Origin of the sequence: Cohnella fermenti (assembly GCF_004801405.1) — a bacterium.
GTDB lineage: Bacteria > Bacillota > Bacilli > Paenibacillales > Paenibacillaceae > Cohnella > Cohnella fermenti.
Map to the genome: position 1 here is coordinate 60,800 of NZ_SSOB01000016.1, position 24,279 is coordinate 85,078.

Annotated in this window: 27 protein-coding genes; 26 read left to right on the forward strand and 1 reads right to left on the reverse strand. The window is 60.7% G+C overall.

All coding sequences use genetic code 11. From position 1 onward, the window contains the following. The first annotated feature begins 9 nt into the window (after window positions 1–9). The 14 genes from ndk (at window position 10) to E6C55_RS14325 (ending at window position 13,359) form a co-directional block, all read left to right on the forward strand. Window positions 10–453, forward strand: a complete 444-nt coding sequence (gene ndk, locus E6C55_RS14265; protein ID WP_136370470.1) for a nucleoside-diphosphate kinase — start codon at window positions 10–12, stop codon at window positions 451–453. Between the two features lie 37 nt (window positions 454–490). Continuing rightward, complete coding sequence (locus E6C55_RS14270) at window positions 491–1,306, forward strand: CheR family methyltransferase (RefSeq protein ID WP_136370471.1); 816 nt, start codon at window positions 491–493, stop codon at window positions 1,304–1,306. A gap of 54 nt (window positions 1,307–1,360) precedes the next feature. Beyond that, a complete protein-coding gene (locus tag E6C55_RS33825; RefSeq protein WP_168735639.1) occupies window positions 1,361–1,522 on the forward strand; it encodes a hypothetical protein in 162 nt (53 codons plus the stop codon). Window positions 1,523–1,629: 107 nt separating this feature from the next. Next, the gene (gene aroC, locus E6C55_RS14275) at window positions 1,630–2,799 is read left to right on the forward strand and encodes a chorismate synthase (RefSeq protein ID WP_136370472.1); all 1,170 of its coding nucleotides are present in this window, start codon (window positions 1,630–1,632) and stop codon (window positions 2,797–2,799) included. Continuing rightward, on the forward strand, window positions 2,799–3,917 hold the full coding sequence (gene aroB / locus E6C55_RS14280; protein ID WP_211093582.1) for a 3-dehydroquinate synthase: 1,119 nt from the start codon (window positions 2,799–2,801) through the stop codon (window positions 3,915–3,917). Before aroC ends, aroB begins: the two co-directional genes overlap by 1 nt. Further along, complete coding sequence (gene aroH, locus E6C55_RS14285) at window positions 3,914–4,285, forward strand: chorismate mutase (protein WP_136370474.1); 372 nt, start codon at window positions 3,914–3,916, stop codon at window positions 4,283–4,285. Before aroB ends, aroH begins: the two co-directional genes overlap by 4 nt. 435 nt (window positions 4,286–4,720) lie before the next feature. Further along, window positions 4,721–6,289, forward strand: coding sequence for an anthranilate synthase component I (trpE, locus tag E6C55_RS14290; protein WP_136370574.1), 1,569 nt, complete (start codon window positions 4,721–4,723; stop codon window positions 6,287–6,289). Window positions 6,290–6,348: 59 nt separating this feature from the next. Continuing rightward, window positions 6,349–7,371, forward strand: a complete 1,023-nt coding sequence (gene trpD, locus E6C55_RS14295) for an anthranilate phosphoribosyltransferase (RefSeq protein ID WP_407923735.1) — start codon at window positions 6,349–6,351, stop codon at window positions 7,369–7,371. Further along, window positions 7,361–8,203: an indole-3-glycerol phosphate synthase TrpC gene (trpC, locus tag E6C55_RS14300; RefSeq protein WP_136370475.1), complete on the forward strand. Its 843-nt coding sequence runs from the start codon at window positions 7,361–7,363 to the stop codon at window positions 8,201–8,203. Before trpD ends, trpC begins: the two co-directional genes overlap by 11 nt. After that, window positions 8,200–8,889: a phosphoribosylanthranilate isomerase gene (locus tag E6C55_RS14305; protein ID WP_136370476.1), complete on the forward strand. Its 690-nt coding sequence runs from the start codon at window positions 8,200–8,202 to the stop codon at window positions 8,887–8,889. The genes trpC and E6C55_RS14305 overlap by 4 nt, the downstream gene beginning before the upstream one ends. Further along, window positions 8,886–10,097: a tryptophan synthase subunit beta gene (trpB, locus tag E6C55_RS14310; protein ID WP_136370477.1), complete on the forward strand. Its 1,212-nt coding sequence runs from the start codon at window positions 8,886–8,888 to the stop codon at window positions 10,095–10,097. The genes E6C55_RS14305 and trpB overlap by 4 nt, the downstream gene beginning before the upstream one ends. Continuing rightward, window positions 10,094–10,936 (forward strand): tryptophan synthase subunit alpha, encoded by an 843-nt coding sequence (trpA, locus tag E6C55_RS14315; RefSeq protein WP_136370478.1) that lies wholly within the window; start codon window positions 10,094–10,096, stop codon window positions 10,934–10,936. The genes trpB and trpA overlap by 4 nt, the downstream gene beginning before the upstream one ends. Window positions 10,937–11,114: 178 nt before the next feature. Next, a complete protein-coding gene (hisC, locus tag E6C55_RS14320; protein ID WP_136370479.1) occupies window positions 11,115–12,212 on the forward strand; it encodes a histidinol-phosphate transaminase in 1,098 nt (365 codons plus the stop codon). Window positions 12,213–12,216: 4 nt separating this feature from the next. Then, window positions 12,217–13,359, forward strand: coding sequence for a prephenate dehydrogenase (locus E6C55_RS14325; protein ID WP_136370480.1), 1,143 nt, complete (start codon window positions 12,217–12,219; stop codon window positions 13,357–13,359). 515 nt (window positions 13,360–13,874) lie between these two features. Here E6C55_RS14325 and E6C55_RS14330 read toward each other — a convergent pair. After that, complete coding sequence (locus E6C55_RS14330; protein ID WP_136370481.1) at window positions 13,875–14,735, reverse strand: hypothetical protein; 861 nt, start codon at window positions 14,733–14,735, stop codon at window positions 13,875–13,877. A 291-nt stretch (window positions 14,736–15,026) separates the two neighbouring features. Between E6C55_RS14330 and E6C55_RS14335 the strand changes: the two genes are divergently transcribed. The 12 genes from E6C55_RS14335 (at window position 15,027) to E6C55_RS14395 (ending at window position 24,264) form a co-directional block, all read left to right on the forward strand. Beyond that, window positions 15,027–15,623 (forward strand): RNA polymerase sigma factor, encoded by a 597-nt coding sequence (locus tag E6C55_RS14335; RefSeq protein WP_136370482.1) that lies wholly within the window; start codon window positions 15,027–15,029, stop codon window positions 15,621–15,623. Then, entirely contained in the window at window positions 15,620–16,228 is a 609-nt protein-coding gene (locus E6C55_RS14340) for an anti-sigma factor family protein (RefSeq protein ID WP_136370483.1), read from the forward strand. Before E6C55_RS14335 ends, E6C55_RS14340 begins: the two co-directional genes overlap by 4 nt. Beyond that, window positions 16,225–16,827: a histidine phosphatase family protein gene (locus E6C55_RS14345; protein WP_136370484.1), complete on the forward strand. Its 603-nt coding sequence runs from the start codon at window positions 16,225–16,227 to the stop codon at window positions 16,825–16,827. Before E6C55_RS14340 ends, E6C55_RS14345 begins: the two co-directional genes overlap by 4 nt. A gap of 159 nt (window positions 16,828–16,986) precedes the next feature. Further along, window positions 16,987–18,198: a hypothetical protein gene (locus E6C55_RS14350; protein ID WP_136370576.1), complete on the forward strand. Its 1,212-nt coding sequence runs from the start codon at window positions 16,987–16,989 to the stop codon at window positions 18,196–18,198. Between the two features lie 136 nt (window positions 18,199–18,334). Continuing rightward, a complete protein-coding gene (locus E6C55_RS14360) occupies window positions 18,335–18,511 on the forward strand; it encodes an IDEAL domain-containing protein (protein ID WP_126958224.1) in 177 nt (58 codons plus the stop codon). Between the two features lie 209 nt (window positions 18,512–18,720). Then, the gene (locus E6C55_RS14365; RefSeq protein ID WP_136370485.1) at window positions 18,721–19,683 is read left to right on the forward strand and encodes an alpha/beta fold hydrolase; all 963 of its coding nucleotides are present in this window, start codon (window positions 18,721–18,723) and stop codon (window positions 19,681–19,683) included. 18 nt (window positions 19,684–19,701) lie between these two features. Further along, window positions 19,702–20,133, forward strand: a complete 432-nt coding sequence (locus E6C55_RS14370) for a DUF2487 family protein (protein ID WP_136370486.1) — start codon at window positions 19,702–19,704, stop codon at window positions 20,131–20,133. A gap of 250 nt (window positions 20,134–20,383) precedes the next feature. Further along, on the forward strand, window positions 20,384–20,917 hold the full coding sequence (locus E6C55_RS14375) for a ubiquinol-cytochrome c reductase iron-sulfur subunit (protein WP_136370487.1): 534 nt from the start codon (window positions 20,384–20,386) through the stop codon (window positions 20,915–20,917). A 19-nt stretch (window positions 20,918–20,936) separates the two neighbouring features. Next, on the forward strand, window positions 20,937–21,608 hold the full coding sequence (gene qcrB, locus E6C55_RS14380) for a menaquinol-cytochrome c reductase cytochrome b subunit (protein ID WP_136370488.1): 672 nt from the start codon (window positions 20,937–20,939) through the stop codon (window positions 21,606–21,608). A 22-nt stretch (window positions 21,609–21,630) separates the two neighbouring features. Beyond that, window positions 21,631–22,509 (forward strand): menaquinol-cytochrome c reductase cytochrome b/c subunit, encoded by an 879-nt coding sequence (locus E6C55_RS14385; protein ID WP_136370489.1) that lies wholly within the window; start codon window positions 21,631–21,633, stop codon window positions 22,507–22,509. A gap of 106 nt (window positions 22,510–22,615) precedes the next feature. Continuing rightward, complete coding sequence (locus E6C55_RS14390; protein WP_136370490.1) at window positions 22,616–23,284, forward strand: DUF1405 domain-containing protein; 669 nt, start codon at window positions 22,616–22,618, stop codon at window positions 23,282–23,284. Window positions 23,285–23,328: 44 nt separating this feature from the next. Beyond that, a complete protein-coding gene (locus E6C55_RS14395; RefSeq protein ID WP_136370491.1) occupies window positions 23,329–24,264 on the forward strand; it encodes a sporulation protein YpjB in 936 nt (311 codons plus the stop codon). Window positions 24,265–24,279: the final 15 nt, after the last annotated feature.

Consider the following 24,279-nt stretch of genomic DNA (forward strand, 5'->3'; position numbering starts at 1 on the left):
GGTCTTGGAATGGAACGGACATATTTGATGGTCAAGCCGGACGGGGTTCAGCGCGGGCTGATCGGGGAGATCGTCGGCCGCCTCGAACGCAAAGGGCTTACTCTCGTCGGCGCGAAGCTCATGCAGGTGACGGGTGAGCAAGCGGCGCGCCATTATGCGGAGCATGCGGGCAAGGACTTCTACGACCTCCTGCTGTCGTTCATCACTTCCGGTCCCGTATTCGCGATGGTGTGGCAAGGCGACCAAGCGGTAGCGGCCGCCAGACAGCTTATCGGCAAGACGAACGGACTCGAAGCCGCGCCGGGCACCATTCGCGGCGACTACACGCTGCATACGCGCTACAACTTGATCCACGGCTCCGATTCGGTCGCGAGCGCCGAACGGGAGATCGGGATTTTTTTCCAACCATCGGAATTGGTCTCCTACGAGAAGCTGATTCAGGCGTGGATCTAAATCATAAGGCGAGGCAACATGGGGGAGTGGGCCGGGGATGACGGAGCTCGGGTTTAACTACGCGGCGGGACGTTCGGAGGACGAGGATTTCGCCAGATTCGTTGCGGACATCAAGCGAACGACGGCCATCGATCTGTCCCAATACAAAGAGACGCAGATGCGGCGGCGGCTGACGACGCTGCGGACGAAGCACGGATTCCCGAGCTTCGCGAAGTACTTCGAGGCGATGTCGGCGGAACCGCGGCTGAAGAACGAATTCCTCGATCGGATGACGATCAACGTATCCGAATTCTGGCGCAATCCGAACCGCTGGCAACTGCTGATGGACAAGTTCTTCCCGCTGATGATCAAGCAGACTCCTTCGCTTAACGTGTGGAGCGCCGCTTGCTCGACGGGGGAAGAGCCGTATACGATCGCGATGATTCTGGACAAGCTGGGCGTCCTGCCCTCGTCCAAGATTCTGGCGACGGACATCGACGACGGCGTGCTGGCGAAGGCGAAGATCGGCTCCTATCTGGAGAGGTCGCTGCGCGATGTTCCGCGAAGCTTCCGGCAAGACTACTTCGCGGAGCAGGACGGCGCGTTCCTCGTGTCGGAGAAGCTGAAGCGGGCGATTCGGTTCCAGAAGCAGAACCTTCTGGTCGACCCGTTCGCGGACAAGTTCGACCTGATTGTGTGCCGGAATGTGATGATCTACTTCACGGAGGACGCGAAGCATCTGCTGTACGGCAAGTTCGCGAAGGCGCTGAAGCCGGGCGGCCTGCTGTTCGTCGGCAGCACCGAGCAGATCTTCTCTCCGGGACAATACGGACTTGAGACGGCGGATACTTTTTTCTATCGGCGAACGGTATGAGATTCGCATGGCGGCGCGATACTAGACCTATCGATTCCATAGCGGAGGATCTTTATGGACAAGCGCAAAGTGGTTGCCGCATACCGGCGCGGGTTGATCTCGACCCGGGAATGCGCGCAGATCCTGGGTCTCGACAACGTCGATCTGCTGCTCTTCGTACGCGATGCGGCGATCGATTCCAAGCCGGCTGCAAGGCAACAGTCCGTCAGAAGCTGACGGGCTGTTTTCTTGTCAAAGTCATCGAGGCTGAGCTATAATGAGCAAAGACGTTATCGGGTTGAAGCATTAAAGCGTCCTGGAACGAGACAAGGGAGGACCATCAGTTGAGCTTACGTTACTTAACGGCCGGGGAGACCCATGGCCCACAGCTTACCGCTATTATCGAAGGATTGCCTAGCAATCTCGAACTTGACTTCGAGGCATTGAACTTCCAACTGCTGCGCCGCCAGAAGGGCCACGGCCGCGGCCGCCGCATGCAGATCGAGAAGGATACGGCACAGATTCTCGGAGGCGTCCGTCACGGCCGCACGACCGGGGCTCCCGTCGCGCTCGTCGTGGCGAACAACGACTGGAAGCATTGGACGTCGGTCATGAACATCGAGCCGATCGAAGGCAGCGACGAGACGAAGCGCCGGATTCACCGGCCCCGTCCGGGCCACGCGGACCTGAACGGCGGAATCAAGTACAACCATAAGGACCTGCGCAACGTGCTCGAGCGCTCGAGCGCCCGCGAGACGGCGGCGAGAGTCGCGGTCGGCGCGGTGGCGAGGCAATTGCTCGCCGCGTTCGGCATTCGCGTCGCCGGCCACGTCGTCAAGATCGGCGGCATCAAGGCGCCGGCGCCGAATCTGCCGATCGACGAGCTGATCGCCCGTACGGAGGAATCTCCGGTGCGCGTCACCGATCCGGAGACGGAAGCGGCGATGACGGCGCTGATCGACCAGACGAAGGCCGACGGCGATTCGATCGGCGGCGTCGTCGAGTGCATCGTGACCGGCCTGCCGATCGGCCTCGGCAGCCACGTGCAATGGGACCGCAAGCTGGACGGACGCATCGCGCAAGCGGTCGTCTCGATCAACGCGTTCAAGGGCGTCGAATTCGGCATCGGCTTCGAAGCGGCCGATCTTCCGGGCTCGCAGGTGCACGACGAGATTCTGTACACGCCGGAGAAGGGCTACCACCGCGCAAGCAACCGGCTCGGCGGCTTCGAGGGCGGCATGACGAACGGCGAGCCGATCATCGTGCGCGGCGTCATGAAGCCGATCCCGACGCTCTATAAGCCGCTTCGCAGCGTCGATATCGATACGAGGGAAGAGTTCACGGCCCAAGTCGAGCGTTCGGACGCCTGCGCCGTTCCCGCGGCGAGCGTCGTCATGGAGAGCGTTGTCGCCTGGGAGGTCGCGAAGGCGTTCCTCGAGAAGTTCGGCGGCGACTCCATCGAGGAGATTCGCCGGAACTACGACAACTACTTGAGACAGGCGGCGGAATACTGATGGCGGATTCCACTAAGCGGAGAGAACTGCAGGTCGATCTCGGCGAGAGATCCTATCCGATTCTCATCGGACCCGGGCTGCTTGCGGAGGCGGGGAACCTGTTCCGCGAGAAGGGCTTCCCGCTGAAGGCGCCGATCCTGCTCGTCGCCGATGCGGCGGTGGAAGCGCGGTACGCGCCGACGCTCGAGGCATCGCTGCGGCAAGCGGGCTACACGGTAACGAGAGCGGTTGTCCCGTCGGGAGAGCAGTCGAAGTCGCTCGAGATGTTCGACGAATTGATTACGGCTGCGCTCGAAGCGGGCCTTGACCGCAAGTCGACGGTCATCGCGCTCGGAGGCGGCGTTGTCGGCGATCTCGCCGGCTTCGTCGCCGCCTCGTACATGCGCGGCGTCCGCTTCGTGCAGGTGCCGACGACGATTCTGGCCCACGACAGCAGCGTCGGGGGCAAGGTGGCGGTCAATCATCGGCTCGCGAAGAACATTATCGGCGCGTTCCACCAGCCGGAGTTCGTGCTCTACGATCTCGACACGCTGAAGAGCCTGCCGATGCGGGATGTGCGGTCCGGGTATTCGGAAGTGATCAAGCACGGGCTGATCTGGGACGCGGACTTCGTCAATTATTGCGACGAGCGTGCCGAGCGGCTGCTCGCGCTCGACCCCGATTCGCTCGGCCACGCTCTCTACGAGGGCTGCAAGGTGAAGGCGATCGTCGTCTCCCGCGACGAGAGGGAGAACGATCTGAGGGCGATTCTGAACCTCGGCCATACGATCGGACATGCGCTCGAAGCGGTGGCGGGCTACGGCGAGCTGCTGCACGGCGAAGCGATCGCGATCGGCATGGTCGGCTCCGCCCGGCTCGCGGAGAAGTTCGGCTACGGTGCGGACATCGCCGCGGAGACGGAGCGCCTCTTCCGCAAGTTCGGCCTGCCGGTTCGCATCCCGGGCGGGTATTCGACCGACGCGATCATGGCGGCGATGATGCACGACAAGAAGTTCTCGGAAGGCAAGATGGTATTCGTTGTCCCGAAGGCGATCGGAGAGGTCGAGATTCGCGGCGACGTTCCCACGGAATGGGTTCGCAGCATCGTGGAAGGGCTTAAGGAGGAGAACGGGGTATGAGCGTAAGGGGAATACGCGGCGCCATTACGGTTGAAGCCAATGACAGTCAGCAAATTCTGGATGCGTCGGTAACGCTGCTGAACGCGATCGTGGAAGTGAACGGCATCCAGCCCGAGGATATCGCGGGAATCATGATTACGGTGACGCAGGACCTTGACGCGGCGTTCCCGGCGAAGTCGATTCGCCAGCTCGAAGGCTGGGAGTTCGTGCCGCTGATGTGCTCGCTCGAGATCGCGGTCGAGGGAAGCCTGGAGCGGTGCATCCGCTTCATGGTGCTGGCCAACACCGAGCTGGCTCAGGCGGACATGCGGCACGTCTACCTGGGGGAAGCGGTGAAGCTTCGCCCGGATTTGTCGGCGGCCCGTTGACGCGGCGTTCCTAAGGGTGGTATAGTGATGGCATGACTTGGAGCGGAACGGTCGGCCGGAGGGACGACAACTTACGCGAGGGTCGACGAGCGACTGAGTTCGGAGACATTCCGAAGAGATGAGACGAGTAGAGGCGAGGAGCCGAATTCCGATGTCCCGTTGCGGGGCGGAAGAATAGTCGGCGTAAGGACGGCGTTCGCACGAGGGAGAAGCAATTCCGTGCGCATCGGGCCGAGCCTTGACCTTTAACCGCGCAAGCATCTCCGGAATTTCGGGGATGCTTTTTTTATTGTCTCGGACGCATCGGCTCGGTGAATCGGTGATTCGGTGAATGGGCAAGTGGGCAATACCGCGGCTCCGCCCGACAGCGGGAACGGAGAGCGGATTGGCGAGCCGCCGGCAGACGGCGGCTCGGAGGGGAGCGAGAAGATGTACATGGAGCAGAATCGTGAGCAGGAGCTTCAAGAAGTGATTCGTCTGGCGGGGAGCTATAACGTCATTCCGGTCGTCCGCAAGCTGATGGCGGATACGGAGACCCCGATTCGGGTATTCCAGCAATTGAGCCGGGACAGCCGGGCGTTCTTGTTGGAGAGCGTGGAGGGAGGCATCAAGTGGGCGAGATATTCGTTCATCGGAACGGACCCGTTCTTGACGCTGAAGCTGAAGAAGAACAAAGTCACGCTCGAGGAAGGCGGAGTCGTCCGCTCGTATCAGGCGAATGATCCTCTGAAGCTGCTGCGCGAGAAGCTGAGCGGCTATCGCAGCCCGCAGCTCGCGGAGCTGCCGCCGTTCACCGGCGGCGCGATCGGCTTCTTCGGCTACGATCTGCTCCAATACTACGAGCGCAAGCTGCCGGCCCATCCGGTCGACGACCTGGTGATGGACGACATGCAGTTCATGTTCTGCGACCAGGTGATCGTGTTCGACCACCTGAAGCAGCAGGTGCTTGTGATCGGCAATGTGCACGTGAAGGAAGGCGAGGCGGAGAGCGGCATCGAGCTGGCTTACCTTAAGACGTGCAGCCGAATCGAGAAGCTGATCCGGCGTCTGCAGCAGCCGGCCGCGCAGCCTGCGACAGCGGCGAAGGGGGCCCCGCCGCAGGACCCGGACCTCGGCCTCGTCGAGTCGAACGTCTCGAAGGAACAATTCCTCGCGAACGTGGAGCAGGCCAAGGAGTATATTCGGTCTGGCGATATTTTCCAAGTGGTGTTGTCCCAACGGTTCCACATCGAGACCGAAGTCGACCCGCTGCTCGTCTACCGCGTGCTGAGAACGATGAACCCGTCGCCGTACATGTACGTGCTGAAGCTTGGAGAAGAAGTGATCGTCGGCACGTCGCCGGAGCTGCTCGTCAAGGTCGACGGGGATCGGGTGGAGACGAGGCCGATCGCCGGCACCCGGCCGCGCGGCAAATCTCCCGAGGAGGATCTGCAGTTGGAGCGGGACCTGCTGGCCGACAAGAAGGAGCGGGCCGAGCACGTCATGCTCGTCGACCTGGGCCGCAACGATCTGGGGCGCGTGTCGGAGTACGGCTCGGTGAAGTGCGATTCCTACATGGAGATCGAGCGTTATTCGCACGTCATGCACATCGTCTCGAACGTGTCGGGCAAGCTGCGGGAGGACAAGGACTTCTTCGACGCCTTCCTCTCCTGCCTGCCGGCCGGCACGGTGTCGGGAGCTCCGAAGCTGCGGGCCATGGCGATCATTGCCGAGTTGGAGAAGGAAGCGAGAGGAGCATACGCGGGAGCGATCGGCTACCTGGGCTTCTCGGGCAATCTGGACACGTGCATTACGATTCGCACGATCATCTTCAAGAACGGCCGCGCTTATGTGCAGGCCGGTGCGGGCATCGTCGCCGATTCCGTCCCGGAGCTGGAATACGAAGAGACCCGGAACAAGGCGAAGGCGCTGCTCAAGGCCATCCGTGCCGCCGAGGCGGTGTTCCCGGCCAAGCGGCCCGAGCATTCGCTTGCGGGAGAACGCCGGACGAATCTGGACTACTAATTCAGGAGGGATGAACGGGGATGACGAACGGGATGACGAACGGGAATGCGGAAACGACGATGCCGCAGGCGATTGCGCTCATATCGGCAGGGAAGGATCTGACGATCGAGCAGGCGAGGGCGGTCATGCGGCTGATCATGACGGGAGAAGCGACTCCGTCGCAGATCGCGGGCTTGCTCGTGGCGCTGCGCATGAAGGGGGAGACGGTCGACGAGATTACCGGCTTCGCCGAGGCGATGCGTTCGTTCGCCGGGCAGGTGAAGACGGAGAATCGCGACTTGCTCGATACGTGCGGAACGGGAGGCTCCGGCATCCACAAGTTCAACATCTCGACGACATCGGCGGTCATCGCGGCGGCGGCGGGCGCCCGCGTGGCGAAGCACGGCAACCGGGCGATGTCCGGCAAGTCCGGCAGCGCGGACGTGCTCGAGGCGCTTGGCGTGGGGATCTCGATCACGGCCGAGCAGGCGGCGGAATGCTTGTCGCGCACCGGCATCTGCTTCATGTTCGCACAGCTCTATCACCCTGCGCTGAAGCACGCGGCCGTCCCGCGCAGGGAGCTCGGCGTCCGGACGATCTTCAATCTGCTCGGCCCGCTCGCGAATCCGGCGAATGCCGACCGTCAAATGATGGGACTCTATGATCGCACGCGGACCGAGACGGTGGCGAAGGTGCTCGGGAACCTGGGGCTGAGGCGCGCGCTTGTCGTCGGCAGCCACGACGGCCTCGACGAGATCAGCATCTCCGCTCCGACGCGGGTGTCGGAGCTGAAGGACGGCGCGGTCTCGACCTACGATATCACGCCCGAGGAGCTGGGGCTGGCGACGCTCCCGCTGGGCGAGGTCAAGGGCGGCGATGCGGCGGAGAACGCGGCGATCATTCGCCGGGTTCTTGCCGGGGAGCGCAGCGCGTACCGGGATATCGTGCTGGCCAACGCGGGAGCGTGCCTGTACGTGGCGGACCGCGCCGCTACTCTTCGCGAAGGCGTCGAGCTGGCCGCACAGACGATCGACTCGGGCAAGGCGGCGGACAAACTAGCGCAATGGATTGCGACGACAGGAGAAGTGAGCCATGTTTCTTGATCGGATAGTAGAGACGAAGAGAGCGGAAGTCGCGCGGCTGAAGGAGACGCTTGTGCTCGCGGATGCGGAGCGGACGATCTCCGTCATGCCGGAGTGCCGCGGCTTCGAGAGCGCGCTTGCGGACGGGCGCCGGAAGCGCCCGGTCGGCCTGATCGCGGAGGTGAAGAAGGCGAGCCCGTCCAAGGGATTGATTCGGGCGGACTTCGATCCGGTGCGCTTGGCCGAGGCTTACGAAGCGGCGGGAACGGACTGCATCTCGGTGCTGACCGACCGGGATTACTTCCAGGGTTCGAACGAGTACCTGACGGCGGTGCGCGCAGCGGTGAACGTGCCGCTGCTGCGCAAGGACTTCACGATCGACGAATATCAGATCTATGAAGCCCGCTTGATCGGAGCGGATGCGGTTCTGCTCATCGCCGCCATTCTGACGAAGGAGCAACTGGCGAAGTATCACGATCTGGCGCGCAGCCTCGGATTGGACGTGCTTGTCGAGGTTCATAACCGCGAGGAGCTGGACACGGTGCTGGACGTCGGCAAGGCGAAGCTGATCGGCGTCAACAACCGGAACCTGCACACGTTCGAGACGAACCTCGCGGTAACGGAGGAGCTGATCTCCCTGCTTCCCGCCGGCGTGACGACGGTAAGCGAGAGCGCGATCTCGTCGCCTGCGGACATCGACTTCGTGCGCCGGGCGGGTGCGCAGGCGGTGCTCGTCGGCGAGCAGTTCATGCGCCAGCCCGATGTCGGCGAAGCGGTTCATGCGCTTCTGGGGCCGGCGGCAAGCGGGAGAGAAGCTGGGGGAGAAGACGGGAGAGAAGGCGCGGGACGATGAGCGGGGCTTCCGTTAAGGTCAAGATCTGCGGCATCAAGGAAGAAGCGACGATTGACGGGATGAAGGGACTTCCGGTCGACTATATCGGATTCGTCTTCGCGAAGAGCAAGCGGCAGGTTGCGCCGGAGCGCGCGGCCGAGCTGCTCGCGGCTTCCCGGCGGACGCCGATGGCGGGCGGAGTTCCTCCGAAGACGGTCGGAGTGTTCGTGAACCCGACGCTGGCGGAGCTGGAACGCGTGCTGGCGGCCGTGAAGCTGGACGTCGTGCAGCTTCACGGCGAGGAGACGCCGGAATTCGCGCGTCAGGCGGCCGAGCGGCTCGGCGTGAAGGTGTGGCGGGCTCTTCCGGTTCCGGGCAAGGGCGCCATCGCGGGCGGTTCGGCTCTGGCCGGACCGGCAAGGCTGGCCGCGTATCGCGGGATCGCGGAAGCGATCCTGATCGATACGGCGGGCGGGGGAACGGGCAAGACGTTCCGCTGGGACGTCATCCCGCGCTACCGCGCGGCGGCCGCAGCGAATGGCCTCGCGCTGTTCGTGGCCGGGGGGCTGAGCCCCGACAATGTAGACAGCCTGGTCGGGCAATACGCCCCGGGCGGCGTCGATATCTCAAGCGGAGTGGAGACCGATGGCGTGAAGGATATCGCCAAGATCGCCGCATTCGCGGAAAAGGTGAGGAGACATTCATGACACAATCGATACAATCTCAGGTTCCCGATTCGTACGGCAGGTTCGGACCGTTCGGCGGACGCTACGTCCCCGAGACGCTGATGAACGCTCTGCTCGAGCTTGAAGAGGCCTACAATCGATACAAGGACGACCCGGACTTCCTGGCGGAGATCCGTTATCTTCTAAAGCAATACGCCGGCCGGCCGTCGCCGCTCTATTACGCGGAGAGGCTGACGAAGCATCTCGGCGGCGCGAAGATTTACCTGAAGCGCGAGGACCTCAATCACACCGGTTCGCACAAAATCAACAACGCCATCGGCCAAGCCGTGCTGGCGAAGCGCATGGGCAAGACGAAGGTGATCGCGGAGACCGGCGCCGGCCAGCACGGCGTCGCCAGCGCGACGGTCGCGGCGCTGCTCGGCCTCGAATGCAAGGTGTTCATGGGCGAGGAGGATACGAAGCGCCAGCAGCTTAACGTCTTCCGCATGAAGCTGCTCGGCTCTGAGGTCATCCCGGTTACGTCGGGCTCGCGGACGCTGAAGGATGCGTGCAACGAGACGCTGCGCTACTGGGTCAGTCACGTCGACGACACGTATTACATCCTCGGCTCCGTGACGGGACCGCATCCGTATCCGATGATGGTTCGCGACTTCCAGCGGATTATCGGCGTCGAGACGAAGGAGCAGATTCTCGAAGCGGAAGGCCGCTTGCCGGACGTCATCGTGGCGGCTGTCGGCGGGGGAAGCAACGCGATGGGCATCTTCCACGACTTCATCCCGGACGCCTCGGTCAGGCTGATCGGCGTCGAAGCGGCCGGCCGCGGCGTCGATACCGAGCAGCATGCGGCGACGATGACGAAGGGACGCCCCGGCGTATTCCAAGGGTCGATGAGCTATGTGCTGCAGGACGAGGGCGGCCAGGTGCTCGAAGCCCATTCGATCTCGGCCGGTCTGGACTACCCGGGCATCGGACCGGAGCACTCTTACCTGAAGGACACGAAGCGCGCGGAATACGTGCCGGCCACCGACCGGGAAGCTCTTGACGCGCTCAAGCTGCTGTCCGTCCAGGAAGGCATCATTCCGGCGCTGGAATCGTCGCACGCGATCGCTCACGCGATCAAGCTGGCGCCGACGCTGCCGAAGGATACGCTGCTCGTCATCAGCCTGTCCGGACGCGGCGACAAGGATGTCGAAGCGATTATGCCGTACTTCGAAGGGGATGCGCAATGAGCGACAACCGACAGAATCTGATCGATGCCGTCTTCGCGGAGCTGAAGGCGAAGGGCGAGACCGCTCTTATTCCGTTCATGACGATGGGCGACCCCGACCTCGCCGCATCCGTTGAGCTGGTCAAGGCGGCCGAAGCGGCGGGGGCGAGCATGATCGAGCTCGGCGTCCCTTATTCCGACCCGCTCGCGGACGGCCCGGTCATCCAGCGCGCGTCCGAGCGGGCGCTGCGCAACCGGATCTCTCTGCTCGACTGCATGAAGGTCGCGCCGGAGGCGCGGAAGCAGGGAGTCAAGCTTCCGTTTATTCTGTTCACGTACTTCAATCCGGTGCTCCAGCTCGGCCTCGAGACGTTCTTCGAGCTGATGAAGCAGCACGACTTCAGCGGTGCGATCATTCCCGATCTGCCGCTCGAAGAGGACGGAGAGGTCAGAGACATCGCGGAGAGAACGGGCATTCATCTCATTCCGCTCGTCGCTCCGACCTCGGAAGCGCGCGTGGAGAGAATCGCTTCGCGGGCGCGCGGCTTCGTCTATTGCGTCTCCTCGCTCGGCGTTACGGGCGTGCGCAGCAGCTTCCACGAGGGGCTGGACGCGTTCCTGGCCACGGTGCGCAGGGCCGCGAGCGTGCCGATCTGCGTCGGCTTCGGCGTCTCGTCGCGGGAGCAGGCGGAATCGCTTGCGGACAAGTGCGACGGCGTTATCGTCGGCAGCGCCATCGTGCGCAAGGTCGAAGAGTCGCTGCCGCTGCTGCAGGACGAGGACGAAGCGCGAAGAAGCGAAGGACTGGCGGCCGTGCAAGCGTTCATCGCCGACCTGAAGCCGCGCGCGGTGCGCGCCTAACCTCCGTTCTCCGCCCGCTTCGGCCGGCTGTCTGACCGGATTGTCCGTATTTTGAACTGTACAGCTTCCCGTCCTTATGTCACAATAGAACATAACAATCCGAACGGAGCGTGAGTCTGCGCTCCGTTTGCATTCGCCGAAAGCAACCGCTTCCGCGTCCATATCAGGAGGTTATTCCATGCAACCGAAACCGAATATCGTCCATCTTCCGGTCTATCAGCCGGGCAAGCCCGTCTCCGACGTCAAGCGCGAGCTGGGGCTCGCCGAAGTCATCAAGCTGGCCTCGAACGAGAATCCGTTCGGCAGCTCGCCGAAGGCGATCGAAGCGGCCAAGCAGGAGCTCGAGAACATCAGCATCTATCCGGACGGAGCCGCGGTCGACCTGACGAACGCGCTGGCCAAGCAATTGGGCGTGAACCCCGACCAGATCATCTTCGGAGCGGGCTCCGACGAAGTCATTCTGATGATCGCCCGCGCCTTCCTGCTGCCGGGCGACGAGAATATTACGGCCGATCAGACGTTCCCGCAATACCGCCATAACATCGAGATCGAGAACGGCGTCGTCATCGAAGTTCCGCTGAAGGACGGCACGCACGATCTTGAAGGAATGCTGGCGAAGGTCGGCCCGCGAACGAAGATCGTCTGGATCTGCAACCCGAACAACCCGACGGGAACGATCGTCACCCATGACGAAGTTGTTCGCTTCATGGAGAAGGTTCCGTCTTCCGTTATGGTTGTGCTCGACGAGGCGTACTGCGAATATATCGACGATCCGTCGTTCCCGGACGGTCTCGCGCTGCTCAAGCAATATCCGAACCTCGTGCTGCTTCGCACGTTCTCGAAGATCTACGGCCTTGCTTCGCTGCGCATCGGATACGGCATCGGCCGCGCGGAGCTGATTCGCTCCATCAACCAGGTGCGCGAGCCGTTCAACACGTCCCGGATGGGCCAGGCCGCCGCTCTGGCAGCTCTTGAGGATCAGGCATTCATCGACTACTGCCGACAGGCGAACGCGGAAGGAATCAAGACGCTGCGCGCCGCCTTCGATCGTCTCGGACTGCCCGCGTTCCCCGCTTACGGCAACTTCATCATGGTGGACGTGAAGCGGCCGGCAGGCGAAGTGTTCGACGGGCTGCTCCGCAAGGGCATCATCGTTCGCGCCGGGCATAAGTTCTATCCGACCCACATCCGCATCACCGTCGGCAGCGCCGAGCAGAATGCGAAGGTCATCGCCGCTCTGGAGGCCGTCCTCCAAGAAATTCCGGTACAGGTGTGAGGGAATGACCGTAGACAACAGCGACTTTAAGCCATCTGCGGGAGATCGTCCCGCGGACATTCGAATCGCCATCTTCGGCGTCGGCCTGATCGGAGGCTCGCTTGCGCTATGCTGGAAGGGCAAGCCGGGCATGACGATCGTCGGCCATTCGGTCAACCCGTCGTCCGTCGCCAAGTATCTCTCCCTCGGGGTCGTCGACGAAGGCACGACCTCGATTGCGGAGGCAGCCGTGAACGCCGACTTCATCTTCCTGTGCGTACCTGTAGGCCGCTTGAACGACTATCTCGACGAGCTGGCCCGACTGCCGCTGAAGGCCGGCTGCATCATTACCGACGTCGGCAGCACCAAAGCTTCCGTTGTCGCCCACGCGAACACTATCGATCTCGGGGAAGCGGTCTTCCTCGGTGGCCACCCGATGGCGGGCTCGGAGCGCTCCGGCGTGGAGGCGGCGACGATCGATCTGTTCGAGAATGCGTTCTACGTGCTGACGCCCACGGGCGACACGCCGCCGAACGCCCTCGAGAGGATGCAGGAGCTGCTTCGCTGGACGCGGGCGAAGGTCGTCGTGACCGATTCCGTGCTTCACGACAGCATCGTCGGGGCCATCAGCCATCTGCCGCACTTGATCGCGGTCGGCCTGGTGAACCAGATCGCCCGCTACAACGAATCGAACGACCTGTACCGCAGCCTTGCCGCGGGAGGCTTCCGCGACATCACGCGGATCGCTTCGAGCGACCCGATCGTCTGGCGCGACATCCTGGTCAACAACAAGGACGTACTGCTGACACTGCTGGCCGATTGGAAAATGGAGATGGAGCGATTTGCCGAGCTGCTGGAGAGGGAGGACGGGGAAGGCATCTCCGAGCAATTCCGCCAAGCGAACGGCTTCCGCAAGCAATTGCCGGAGCGTCGCAAGGGAATGATCCACTCGCTGCACGAATGCTACGTCGACGTTCCCGACCATCCCGGCGTGATCGGCCGGATCGCTACCGAGCTCGGCCAGGCCCGAATCAACCTGAGCAACCTGCATATCGTCGAGAGCCGCGAGGACGTTCCGGGTACGCTGCGCCTGTCCTTCAAGGAGGCGGCAGACCTGGAGCAAGCGGTCGCGCTGATCCGGGGGATGCAGTACAAGGTCTACTTCTAACGTCATTTAAGTCAATAAAGGCTTCATCGCTTCTCCGATTCGAATCGGAGAAGCGATGAAGCCTTTCTCTCGTCCGTATGCGGGTAACTGTTCAAACAAAGAAAAAAGTTCGCAAACGCTATCATTTTTTTGTAAGCGCTTATTGACAATGTGGAAGCGGATACATATAATAAAAGTACAGTATGGTTTCTCTCCACTCCTATCCAATACTTGCACTTTGTGCGGCCGCCCTCCGGGACGGTTTTTTTTATTTGATCATAGCGCGTCTAGCCAAGCTAGGCACAACTAGCCGGTGCAAGTCCGGTCGAGGTAAGAGCCAAGTCGCCTCGCAGCTGACAGGCAGCTGGCGGAGAAATCCTAAGGTTGAAGCCCCGTGACAAAAGGAGCCGTGGGGAGAATAGGCATAAACGCGCAAGGGGGATAGCGCCTTGCTGCATGACGCTGGAGTCGATGGAAGTCACGTGGTGGATTCCCGTGACTGGTGAATAGGCTCGCATAAACGGATACGCTCGCACTCAAAGGACGCCGTTAGGCGTTTTCTTCTTATCAGCACATAAGATTATCGCCCTATTGCGGGCCGGGAACCGCCGATAAAATCGCCGAAGCCTCCGAAGTCGCGGCAACTGCAGAAGTCGTTCACAGTCATCGAAGTCTCCGAAGTCGCCAGAACCGCAGAAGCCACCGAAGCTGCCAAAGCCGCAGAAGTCTCCAAAGTCATCAGAATCGCCGAAGTCATCAGAATCGCTGAAGTCATCAGAATCGCCGAAGTCATCAGAATCGCTGAAGTCGTCAGAATCGCTGAAGTCGTCAGAATCGCTGAAGTCATCAGAATCGCCGAAGTCGTCAGAATCGCTGAAGTCATCAGAATCGCTGAAGTCGTCAGAGCCGTCGAAGTTGTTGGAGCCATGGGAGTCGTCGAAGTCGCGGAAGCCGTTGGGGGCCAGCATTTTATGTGAAAAACCACATTGGCACCGCTCGATAGCGGGCAGTTTGGACGATTTTATGCGAAAAATCGCATTCATGAAGGAAATTCCGGATTTAATTACCGTATATATGCTAAAAATCACATAAAACACCTCGATTCCCTTCAATCCAAGCCCGCGAATGTGAAAAACCACATAAATCGCAAAAGCCGCCGGACCAGAGGGGGAATAGCCTGATGCGGAAGACAAAAGGGGAATCGTGCGCGAGTGGCGAGCTGGCAGGAGCGGCGAGGCCAATGGGCCAATGGGCGAGGTAGCGCAAGTTAGGCGGGATCTGTGCGAAAATGCGTGTTCATGTTGCTCGGCGGCGGACGGATTAGAGGATTGTGCGCAAAAATCCGTATTCATCGGGCTTTTTGGGGCGGGGACGGCTGATTGTGTGTTATAAATCATTTAGATTGCTTCGATTCAGGCGGAATGCAAGTGGATAAATGTGAAATATCGTATTTGTTGGTTGTCAGGCCGAGCTGAGTCGGCGACTGGATATCATTGGCTTCGTTAATTTTAATATTTTTTAAGATATTGGAGCCCTGTCCTATGTTACAATACGAATAGTTTGTAAAATACTGGGCACGCCTGATAAGAATGCGCCAAGCGGCGCAACTTTTGCGTTTATGGTCGGTATATACTTCTATATCCGACCTCGAACGATCACCCTGGCTAGGGGGGAGGATCGCGGATCCGATGACCGATTCCCAATTGATACGGGAAATCAAAGACGGCAACGTCGATTTGTATTCAACTTTAATGTCGAGATATCAGAAGAAGATTCTGTCCTTCATATATCAGATGCTTAGAAGCGCCAAGCTGGAGCTGCTCGCGGAAGATCTCTGTTCCGAGACGTTCTACAAAGCCTACCGGAGCTTGCATTCGTTCCGCGAAGTCGACGCCTCGTTCTCGACGTGGCTGTACACGATCGCGCGGAATACGGTGCTCAGCGAGCTTCGCAAGAACAAGGCGACGCAGTTGTCGCTCGACGACACGACGTACATACCGGCGGCTCCGGCCGAGGCGGCGCCCGAACAGACGCTGCTGCGGAACGAGAAGGTGACCATGGTGCGGGAGGCGATCAACAACCTTCCGGAGAAGCAGAGGTCCGCCTTGATCCTTCGCGAATACGACGGTATGGACTACCAGGAGATTGCGAATATTCTTGGACAGACCGTCAGCGCCGTCAAGTCGCTTCTGTTCCGGGCGAGAGCCAGCGTGAAGACGCAGATGGAATCCTACTACAACGAGCCAGCCACCATACAGGATTACGAGGAGTTGAAGTACCGATGAGAAGCGATTGCGACGTGCAGCAGAGGAGATTCAGCGATTATTGGGACGATGCGTTGTCCTCTCATGAACGGATCAAGTTCGAGCTGCATCTGTCTTCTTGCGCTTCGTGCAAGGAAGAATATCGCTTCTGGGAAGAGAGCGCCGCGCTCATTCGCGAGATCCAGCTCAGCGACGTTCCCGACGTCGACTCCCGGACGGTGGAAGAGATCAATCGCAATGTCATGAACCGCATCTACGCCGAGCAGAACTGGTTCACTCCGGCTTCGCGCCGTCTGTACGCCTTCAGCGGGCGCTTCCGCAGAAGGATGGGCAGCCTGCTCGGGACGATGCTGACGCTGTTCGTTGTCGGTCTCCTCTATGCCGTGTATGCGAAGCTTCAGCGTCCGGAAGCGCCTTATACCGGCGTTATGGAGATGGCGAGCGCGGCGGGGGCCGGCGACTCGGCGCCTGGCGGGATGATCGTGGACGTTCCGGTGGCCAGCCTGAGCGATCCGATCGTGCTTCACGTAGATCCCGCGATTCCGGAGTACTGGATCGCCTTCGCTCTGCTCGGCGTTCTGATGTCCGTGCTGACGATGAACTGGTTCGCGAGGGTGCGGACATGAGCGCATACATGAGAATGGGCTGGGTGCGGCACGGCGTCACCTCCTGGAACCGGGCCGGGAAGATTCAAGGGACGACCGATATTCCGCTCAGCTCGGAAGGGAAGATGCAAGCCCATCGGCTGGCGTACCGTCTGTCGAACGAGAGCCGCGTCTGGCACGGAGTCGTGAGCAGCGACCTTGAGCGTGCGGAGAAGACGGGGCGAATTCTGGCCGAGAGGTTAAACATTCCGCTGCTGACGGACGAACGCCTGCGGGAGAGAGGCTTCGGGGAAGCGGAAGGAACGACGGAAGAGGAACGGCTTGCGCGCTGGGGGACAAGCTGGCGGAGCAAGGTGCCGGGGCTGGAATCGGATGAGCACGTTCGCGTTCGCGGGCTGGTCTTCGTGGAAGAGTTCGCGGAGCGGCATGCCGGAGAGAATTGGCTCGTCGTCACCCACGGAAGCTTCATTGCCCAGATGCTTCAGGCGCTGGAGACCGGCGTGGACGATCATCACATCGGCAATCTGTCGCTGACGATTCTCGATCGGGAAGCGGACAGTTGGGTGCCGATTCTGCACAATTGCACGGAGCATCTGAAGCAGACGGGCGAGTTCGGTTAAGCCGAACGCTTATCCGATCAGACGAATAATCGCATACGCACAGGGAACGCCGCAGCCGCTGCAGGCGTTTTTTTGCATGGCGGGCCTATCGTCAACGTTTAAACCGGCCGATCCGCACCGATAATGACATGTAAATCGTCCTGGAAGCGGGGAGTGCCGATGAACCTGGCGGAGATGCTCTGTTACGCCGATATCGAACAATTGACCCGAATCGCCGACACGTATCGCTGCGAATGCAGCAGCCACTCGAAGAACGATCTGATCCAATCGATTCTAATGACGGTTCAGCGCCGGGACGTGCTGGAGTCCAGAGTCGGGGATATGAGCGCGGACGACATTCGGTTCCTCAACACGCTGCTCTTCGAACAAAGATCCTCCTACAGCTTGGAAGAGCTGACGGCGAGAGCGAAGAACGTCGAGTCTCCGGAAGCCCAGGCGGAGGAGGACGAGGCGCCGCCGCCCAAGACCCGGAGCCGGGCCAAGGCGAAGAAGCCCGCCGTGCCCGCGCGGCCCGATCCCGATGGGCCGGCCCGCAGCGCAATCGCTAGATTCAAGCGATTCGGATGGCTGTTCAACGGCTTCTCGCACCAGACGCGCTTCCTCTATCACGTTCCGGAAGATGTCAGAAGCCGGCTGAAGGAGGCGCTGACGCGGCAATTCCGCGAGAAGCTCGAGCGGCGAAGCGAACCTCCCGTCTACCGGGACGAGAGAGGATTGGCGGCGGATGACGCGGTCGTCGTGCTTCGCTTCGTTCGGGACAACGACACGCCGCTCACTTCCGACAGTGTCCTCTACAAGCGGCAGCTTCAGCAGTTGCTCGAGAGGCTCGCCGTCGCGGAGGAGGTTCCGGGGCGAAGCGGATGGCGGTTCGGATACGGAAGACGATTCCGCGATTATCCCGACCGGTTCTCGCTGCTGTACGACTTCGCTTGTCACAAGGGCTGGATTCAAGAGCTGCTGGACCGGCTCGAGCTGACCGAGGCGGGGGCGGCCTGCGCGGCTGGGGAGTTCGCGCCCGATCCGACCGAGCTCTATCGCTTCTGGCTGCGGCTGTACAAGGGGCCGATCGCGAACATCCACGTGCTGGCCCAATGGATTGCGCTGCTGTCCGCGGAATGGGTCACCGTCGATTCCGTCGAGCGGATTCTCAGTCCGTTCGTGAAGGAGTACTACTACGACAGCCGATCGGATGTGCTCCGCAAGCGGGTTATCGGCAATATGGTGCATCTGGGCTTGCTGCGGCTCGGCGAGACGGAGGCCGGAGAGGCCGTTATTCGCCTTACGCCCCTGGGCAAGCGGATCGCGGCCGGGACGGATGCCTTCGCGGAAGATCGGCCGCCATGGCTGGGGGAATCGGCCGACTTCGGTTAATCGAGAGCGGCATGGCAAGGATCGGATAGGCAGAAGTACATTGCTCGGCATGGGGGCGGGTGTCCTGAACGGGGCCGACATCGCTGAATATGCTTTATTGAGAACCCTTTACGCCGGATATTTGGAGGTGCAACGGATGGACATGAAAGTCGCCTATGAGACAATGTTGGGTTTGGCGGCCGAAATGGTTCTCGACGACGCGCTGCGCAAACACCGGACGGAAAAGATTTACGAGGCTATCGACGTTGCGCTGGCGAAGGGGGACGCGGAAAGCTTCCGTCGTCTGACCGACGAGTTGAAGACGATTCAATGATCGGGGGAGCGGCTTGCCGCTCTCTTGTCACGAGCAGACAACCGCATGACCGCGGCGCGGGAGAGCGCCGAAGGCCATGCGGTTTTTTTGACGGGAATCGGCAAGAAAACGCTTTTCCGATGCGGCGATTTGGAGTAGGATGGGACATGGAAACAAATTCACATCTCTTATATTCCGAAAGAGAGTGCAGTCAAGGAGGAACATTAACGATGCCATTAGTAGACATGCCATTGGAGAAGCTTAAGGAGTACCAGGGAATCAGCCCGAGACCGGAGGACTTCGACGAATACTGGGAGCGTGCGCTTGAGGAGATGAGAGCGCTGGACCCGCAATTGACGATTGAGCCGGCGGAATTCCAGGCTCCGTTCGCGGACTGCTTCCACCTCACCTTCACCGGCGTGAGGGGAGCGCGCATCTATGCGAAATACATAAGACCGAAGAATGTCCAAGGGCCGCATCCGGCCGTCGTTCAATTCCATGGCTACAGCGGCCATTCCGGCGATTGGAGCTCCAAGCTCGGGCTTGCCGCGCACGGCTACACGGTCGTCTCGATGGATGTGCGCGGGCAAGGCGGCCGCTCCGAGGACACGGGGGGCGTCAAGGGCAACACGCTGCGGGGACAGATCATTCGCGGATTAAGCGACGATCCGGATAATTTGCTGTTCCGCCACATCTTCCTTGATACGGCTCAGCTCGCGGGCATCGTCATGGGCTTGCCGGAAGTCGACGAGACGCGGGTGGCCGCGATGGGCGGCTCGCAAGGGGGCGGCTTGACTCTCGCCTGCGCGGCGCTCGAGCCGAGAATCAAGCTGCTTGCGCCTGTCTACCCCTTCTTGTCCGACTACCGGAGAGTATGGCAGATGGACCTAGCGAAGGACGCCTATGAGGAGCTCCGACTGTACTTCCGTTCGTTCGACCCGCTTCATGAAGGGGAGGACGATATTTTCCGCCGGCTTGGTTACATTGACGTTCAATATCTGGCCCCGCGCATCCGAGGGGAAGTCATGATGGCGGTCGGGCTGATGGACACGATCACGCCTCCGTCCACCCAATTCGCCGCGTATAACAAAATTACGGCCGAGAAGCAGCTCGTCGTGTATCCGGACTTCGGGCACGAGCAACTGCCTCGCTTCGACGACAAGACGCTCGCGTTCTTCCAGAATAAATTGTAAGCAAAGGAAGTCATTCGATTGAAATTCAGCGAATTCAGTCCGGAGCAGTGGTACGATCTCCTGCCTTATATGGATACCTGTCTGATTCCCGTGTCGGGTCTCACCGGTGAAGAACCCCCTCACGAAGCGACCGAGAGAATCGCGGGAACGGGAGATTGGCTGCAGCCGCTCGAGGCCGCCTTCCGGGGAAGAAGCGTCACCATGCCAGCCAATCATTACGTTGACGTAACGAACGAGGACGACATCCGCAGGGTAAGCGGCCTGTGCGAACGGATGAGAGGGCTCGGGTTCGCCTTCGTCGTTGTCGTCTCGGGCAGAGCCGACTGGGCAGCCGTTCCGGAGGATGCCGACCTTCTGATTAAACCGGAGGAAGCAGGCGCCGAACCGGACCCGGACAAGCTCCGTCAAGCGATCATGGCGCTCTGGAAGCGGGAGGCGGGGGCGAAGTAACGCCCTCTCCGAACTTCGTGAGGCGCGCATAATCGGCACGGCTTCCTGCCAACAATAAGCGGGCGGCAATCGAGGGGAATTGTGACAATTTGAGAACAATTTAGACCCGCAATTCGCGTCAACAAGTGAATAGACAGTGGCAATTGTTGACTGTCCTTAGTGCCTGGGCTATTATTATTAATGTCTTTGTGAACAAAAGGTGAATGAAGTCCGTAAGGACGCGACATGGTGGGCAGAGGGGGTTGAGAGAATGAGCCACAACGAACAGCAAGACTCGGCGCACAAGCCCGTCAAACGCAAAGAGATGTCGAGAAGACAGTTTCTGTCTTACACGCTTGGCGGTGCAACGGCTTTCATGGCAGGCGGAGTCGTATTGCCAATGCTTCGATTCGCCGTCGATCCCATTCTGGTGAAGAAGGAAGAAGGCGGCTTCGTTAAAGTTATCGAGGAATCCAAGGTGACCACGGAACCGCAGCAGATCGGCTTCAAGGTTCACCAGGTAGACGGATGGTACGAGAGCGACCCGAAGATGGAAGCATATATCGCCAAGGGCGAAGATGGCAAAGTATTCGCTTTGTCCCCGGTGTGCAAGCATCTTGGTTGCACGATCGGCTGGAGCGGCGAAGAAGCGCCGAACGAGTACCACTGTCCTTGCCACGGAGCAAGGTACACGAAGGACGGCAAGAACCTGAAGGTTGCTCCTAAGCCGCTTGACGAGTATCAGGTCAAGATTGAGAATGGCTGGGTTTACCTCGGGCCTTTGGAAGCGAACACACGGGTATAGAAGGAGGGCGTCTCGTCCCATGTTCAAATCAATGTACAATTGGATCGACGAACGTCTCGATGTCACGCCGATGTGGAGAGACATTGCGGACCACGAAGTTCCCGAGCACGTCAACCCGGCTCATCACTTCTCCGCGTTTGTCTACTGTTTCGGCGGCCTGACGTTCTTCATTACCGTCATCCAGATCCTCTCGGGGATGTTCTTGACGATGTATTACGTACCGGATATTACCAATGCTTATTACAGCGTCGATTACTTGCAGCATCAGGTGGCCTTCGGCGTCATCGTTCGCGGCATGCACCACTGGGGCGCCAGCTTGGTAATCGTTATGATGTTCTTACATACCCTGCGCGTCTTCTTCACCGGATCATACAAGGCGCCGCGCGAGATGAACTGGGTCGTGGGCATGCTGATCTTCTTCGTCATGCTCGGTCTCGGCTTCACGGGTTACCTGCTTCCTTGGGATAACAAGGCGTACTTCGCAACCAAGGTAGGCATGGAGATCGCCGCTTCCGTTCCATGGATCGGAAGCTACATTAAGGAGTTACTGGCGGGAGGCACCATCGTAGGGGCGCAGACGCTGACGCGATTCTTCGCGATTCACGTATTCTTCCTGCCGGGCGTGCTGCTTACGCTCCTTGCCGCACACTTCTTCATGATTCGTAAACAGGGCATTTCCGGGCCGCTGTAACAGAGAGGGGAGTGGCAAGTACATGGCACACGGACATAAATCGGACGAGAAGATCGTCTACGTCGGAGATTCTCGGATTCGCAAGACGGGCGGAGACAAGCCCGTTCCACCGGATTACACCTCGTTCCCGGGCAAGTCGGAAGCGTTCATTCCGAACTTCCTGCTGAAGGAATGGATGGCTGGCGTCGTTATTCTGGTCGGCTTCCTCGTGCTTACGATCGCGGAACCGGCTCCGCTCGGCTATCCGGCGGACCCGCTTAACGGATCGTTCATCCCGATGCCGGACTGGTACTTCCTGTTCATCTACCAATTGCTGAAGTATCCGTACGCTTCCGAGGACTACATCGTGCTCGGAACGATCGGGATTCCGGGTCTCGCCTTCGGCGCGCTGCTGCTGGCACCGTTCCTGGACACGGGCAAGGAGCGCCGCTTCTACCGTCGTCCGATCGCTTCGTCGATGATGATCGTCTCGCTCGTCGCTTCGATCTATCTGACATGGGTATCGTGGCACCACTACACGGGCGAGCTCGAGAAGAATGGAGTCATTCCGGAGCATATCGAGCGCGAGCTGAAGTCCGAGGAGCAGATCGCAGCGGGCAAGGGCCGCTTCGTCTACGGCAAGGAAGAAGTCGTAGCGCTCGTCAAGGCGGACGATCCGGCGTTCTCCATTATGAAGGAAGCGCAATGTATCGCCTGCCACGGCGCCGAGCTCGAAGGCTCCAACGCACCGTCGCTGCGCGGAATCGGCGACACGCTGAGCAAGGAAGAGCTTGTCGAGACGATCACGAACGGCAAGGCGGACGGAGCGATGCCTTCCTTCAAGGATGACCTCACCGCCGAGCAGATCGATCAGATCGCGACCTGGTTGTCCGAGCAGAAAGCCGCGGCAGCCGAAGAGTAAGGCAAGATAGGAAGAACGATGAAGAATAAGGTATAATGGAAGAGCCTGGCCGATTGCGGTCAGGCTCTTTCCGGCTAATCAAGTCGAGAATAAGGGAGGAACGTCGATGACATGGAGACAATGGCTCTCTCGTGAGGTGCTGACACACCGATCGTTGATGGCTATTCTGATGATTTGCTACATACCGGGAACGATCTACGGCTACTACTGGTACGAGAATCAGCTTAGAGAGACGTGGAACAGCAATCCGCTCTGGCAGCTCCCGTTCGTTCCGGACAGTCCGACCGCTTCGCTGTTCTTCGCCTTGGCGCTGCTCTGGTTGTGGCTCCGCCCGGAACCGTCCGTTCATCCCTTCGTGCGCGGCGTGCGCGGAGTTCTCGAAGCGCTGGCCGTCGTGACGAGCTTGAAGTACGGCATCTGGGCGTGCGCGATCATCTTCCTCGGAGCGGCTCAGGGGGATACGATCGAGCCGTCGAGCTGGATGCTGGTGTTCTCCCACGGAGCGATGGCGATATGCGCGGTGCTGTACGGCCGCTTCTTCCATTACGGCGGCATCGCGATCGCGGTTGCGGCCGCCTGGACATTCCTGAACGATTCCGTCGACTACGGGTTCGACGTGTATCCGTATCTGCCGTACGAGCTGAAGAACGATGTGACCGGCATCGCCTGGTTCACGTTCCTGCTTACCGCGTTCAGCGTCTTCGTCGCCACCTGGGCCAAGTTCGGGCCGACCTGGGAACGGGGACTGCGCATTGCGGAGGACAAGCGGTTCTAACGTTGGACAGCCCCTCATAGGCTTAATGCAGGAGGGGATCTTCGATGCGGCGGAAGAGTGCGTCCAAGGGAAGATTGTGGAGAGGGGCAAGCTCGCTGGCGGCGGCGCTGGCTCTCTTGTTCGCCGGGCTACCGTTCGTGTCCGGCGTCGGACAGCTCGGAGGCGGGCAATATCGGCACGCCGCGGCGGAAGAGGAATCCCGAACGGACATCTCCAACGAACCGTCGGTTCTCGCCTTCTATTCGGCGGCGGAATCGCTGTACGAAGCGGTGCGCAAAGGGGACAGGCTGGCCGGAACGCAGGCGCTTCAGGAAGTGGAGCGGGGCTTGCGCCGCCTTCCCATGGATCGGATTCCGACGGCGGAGGGGATCGCGTCTCTCGCGGCCAATGTGTCGGAGATGAAGCGCGCCTGGGCGGCGGTCTCTCCCGACACCGGGCGAATCGAGCAGGCGGCGGGGGCCTTGAGGTTGGCTGCCGATGCGCTCGCGCATCCGTCCCGGCCGCTGTGGCATCAATACCAGACGGTTCTCGAACAGGATGCGGCTGCGCTCGCGAAGGCGATCGCGGCGGCGGATTCGCCGAAGGCTGCGCTCGAGGCCGTCGCCACGCATTATCGGCTGATCCGGACGGCGGCTTCCCTGCAGGCGGAGCCGGCGGCGATCGAGCGGGCCGATTCGGTGCTGCGCTATGCGGAGCGGCTGATCGCCTCGGCCAGTCCGTCGAAGGAGCGGCTCGCCGCGCTTGGCCAAGAGGTTCGGGACGCCGTTGCCGGCCTCTTCCCGCAGGCGGAAGGCTCGCCGGCCAATGTTCTTCCGCTCGCGCCGCCGACCTGGGGACTAACGGCAACGATCGGTTCCTTCATTATAACGATTCTGTCCTGGGCCGGGTGGCGGCGGTTCCGCTTCGATCGGGACCATCCCGGACGCAGAAGCGAGGCGAGCCGGAACCGAACGGACGCGGCGAATCGTTGGTTCCGGTAGGGACCGCAAGAGCCA

Excerpts from the sequence above, each read along its gene's own strand:
- ndk (WP_136370470.1), top strand. The coding sequence starts at position 10 with ATGGAACGGACATATTTGATGGTCAAGCCGGACGGGGTTCAGCGCGGG.
- E6C55_RS14270 (WP_136370471.1), top strand. The coding sequence starts at position 491 with ATGACGGAGCTCGGGTTTAACTACGCGGCGGGACGTTCGGAGGACGAG.
- E6C55_RS33825 (WP_168735639.1), top strand. The coding sequence starts at position 1,361 with ATGGACAAGCGCAAAGTGGTTGCCGCATACCGGCGCGGGTTGATCTCG.
- aroB (WP_211093582.1), top strand. The coding sequence starts at position 2,799 with ATGGCGGATTCCACTAAGCGGAGAGAACTGCAGGTCGATCTCGGCGAG.
- aroH (WP_136370474.1), top strand. The coding sequence starts at position 3,914 with ATGAGCGTAAGGGGAATACGCGGCGCCATTACGGTTGAAGCCAATGAC.
- trpE (WP_136370574.1), top strand. The coding sequence starts at position 4,721 with ATGGAGCAGAATCGTGAGCAGGAGCTTCAAGAAGTGATTCGTCTGGCG.
- trpD (WP_407923735.1), top strand. The coding sequence starts at position 6,349 with ATGCCGCAGGCGATTGCGCTCATATCGGCAGGGAAGGATCTGACGATC.
- trpC (WP_136370475.1), top strand. The coding sequence starts at position 7,361 with ATGTTTCTTGATCGGATAGTAGAGACGAAGAGAGCGGAAGTCGCGCGG.
- E6C55_RS14305 (WP_136370476.1), top strand. The coding sequence starts at position 8,200 with ATGAGCGGGGCTTCCGTTAAGGTCAAGATCTGCGGCATCAAGGAAGAA.
- trpB (WP_136370477.1), top strand. The coding sequence starts at position 8,886 with ATGACACAATCGATACAATCTCAGGTTCCCGATTCGTACGGCAGGTTC.
- trpA (WP_136370478.1), top strand. The coding sequence starts at position 10,094 with ATGAGCGACAACCGACAGAATCTGATCGATGCCGTCTTCGCGGAGCTG.
- hisC (WP_136370479.1), top strand. The coding sequence starts at position 11,115 with ATGCAACCGAAACCGAATATCGTCCATCTTCCGGTCTATCAGCCGGGC.
- E6C55_RS14325 (WP_136370480.1), top strand. The coding sequence starts at position 12,217 with ATGACCGTAGACAACAGCGACTTTAAGCCATCTGCGGGAGATCGTCCC.
- E6C55_RS14330 (WP_136370481.1), bottom strand. The coding sequence starts at position 14,735 with ATGATTTATAACACACAATCAGCCGTCCCCGCCCCAAAAAGCCCGATG.
- E6C55_RS14335 (WP_136370482.1), top strand. The coding sequence starts at position 15,027 with ATGACCGATTCCCAATTGATACGGGAAATCAAAGACGGCAACGTCGAT.
- E6C55_RS14340 (WP_136370483.1), top strand. The coding sequence starts at position 15,620 with ATGAGAAGCGATTGCGACGTGCAGCAGAGGAGATTCAGCGATTATTGG.
- E6C55_RS14345 (WP_136370484.1), top strand. The coding sequence starts at position 16,225 with ATGAGCGCATACATGAGAATGGGCTGGGTGCGGCACGGCGTCACCTCC.
- E6C55_RS14350 (WP_136370576.1), top strand. The coding sequence starts at position 16,987 with ATGAACCTGGCGGAGATGCTCTGTTACGCCGATATCGAACAATTGACC.
- E6C55_RS14360 (WP_126958224.1), top strand. The coding sequence starts at position 18,335 with ATGGACATGAAAGTCGCCTATGAGACAATGTTGGGTTTGGCGGCCGAA.
- E6C55_RS14365 (WP_136370485.1), top strand. The coding sequence starts at position 18,721 with ATGCCATTAGTAGACATGCCATTGGAGAAGCTTAAGGAGTACCAGGGA.
- E6C55_RS14375 (WP_136370487.1), top strand. The coding sequence starts at position 20,384 with ATGAGCCACAACGAACAGCAAGACTCGGCGCACAAGCCCGTCAAACGC.
- qcrB (WP_136370488.1), top strand. The coding sequence starts at position 20,937 with ATGTTCAAATCAATGTACAATTGGATCGACGAACGTCTCGATGTCACG.
- E6C55_RS14385 (WP_136370489.1), top strand. The coding sequence starts at position 21,631 with ATGGCACACGGACATAAATCGGACGAGAAGATCGTCTACGTCGGAGAT.
- E6C55_RS14390 (WP_136370490.1), top strand. The coding sequence starts at position 22,616 with ATGACATGGAGACAATGGCTCTCTCGTGAGGTGCTGACACACCGATCG.
- E6C55_RS14395 (WP_136370491.1), top strand. The coding sequence starts at position 23,329 with ATGCGGCGGAAGAGTGCGTCCAAGGGAAGATTGTGGAGAGGGGCAAGC.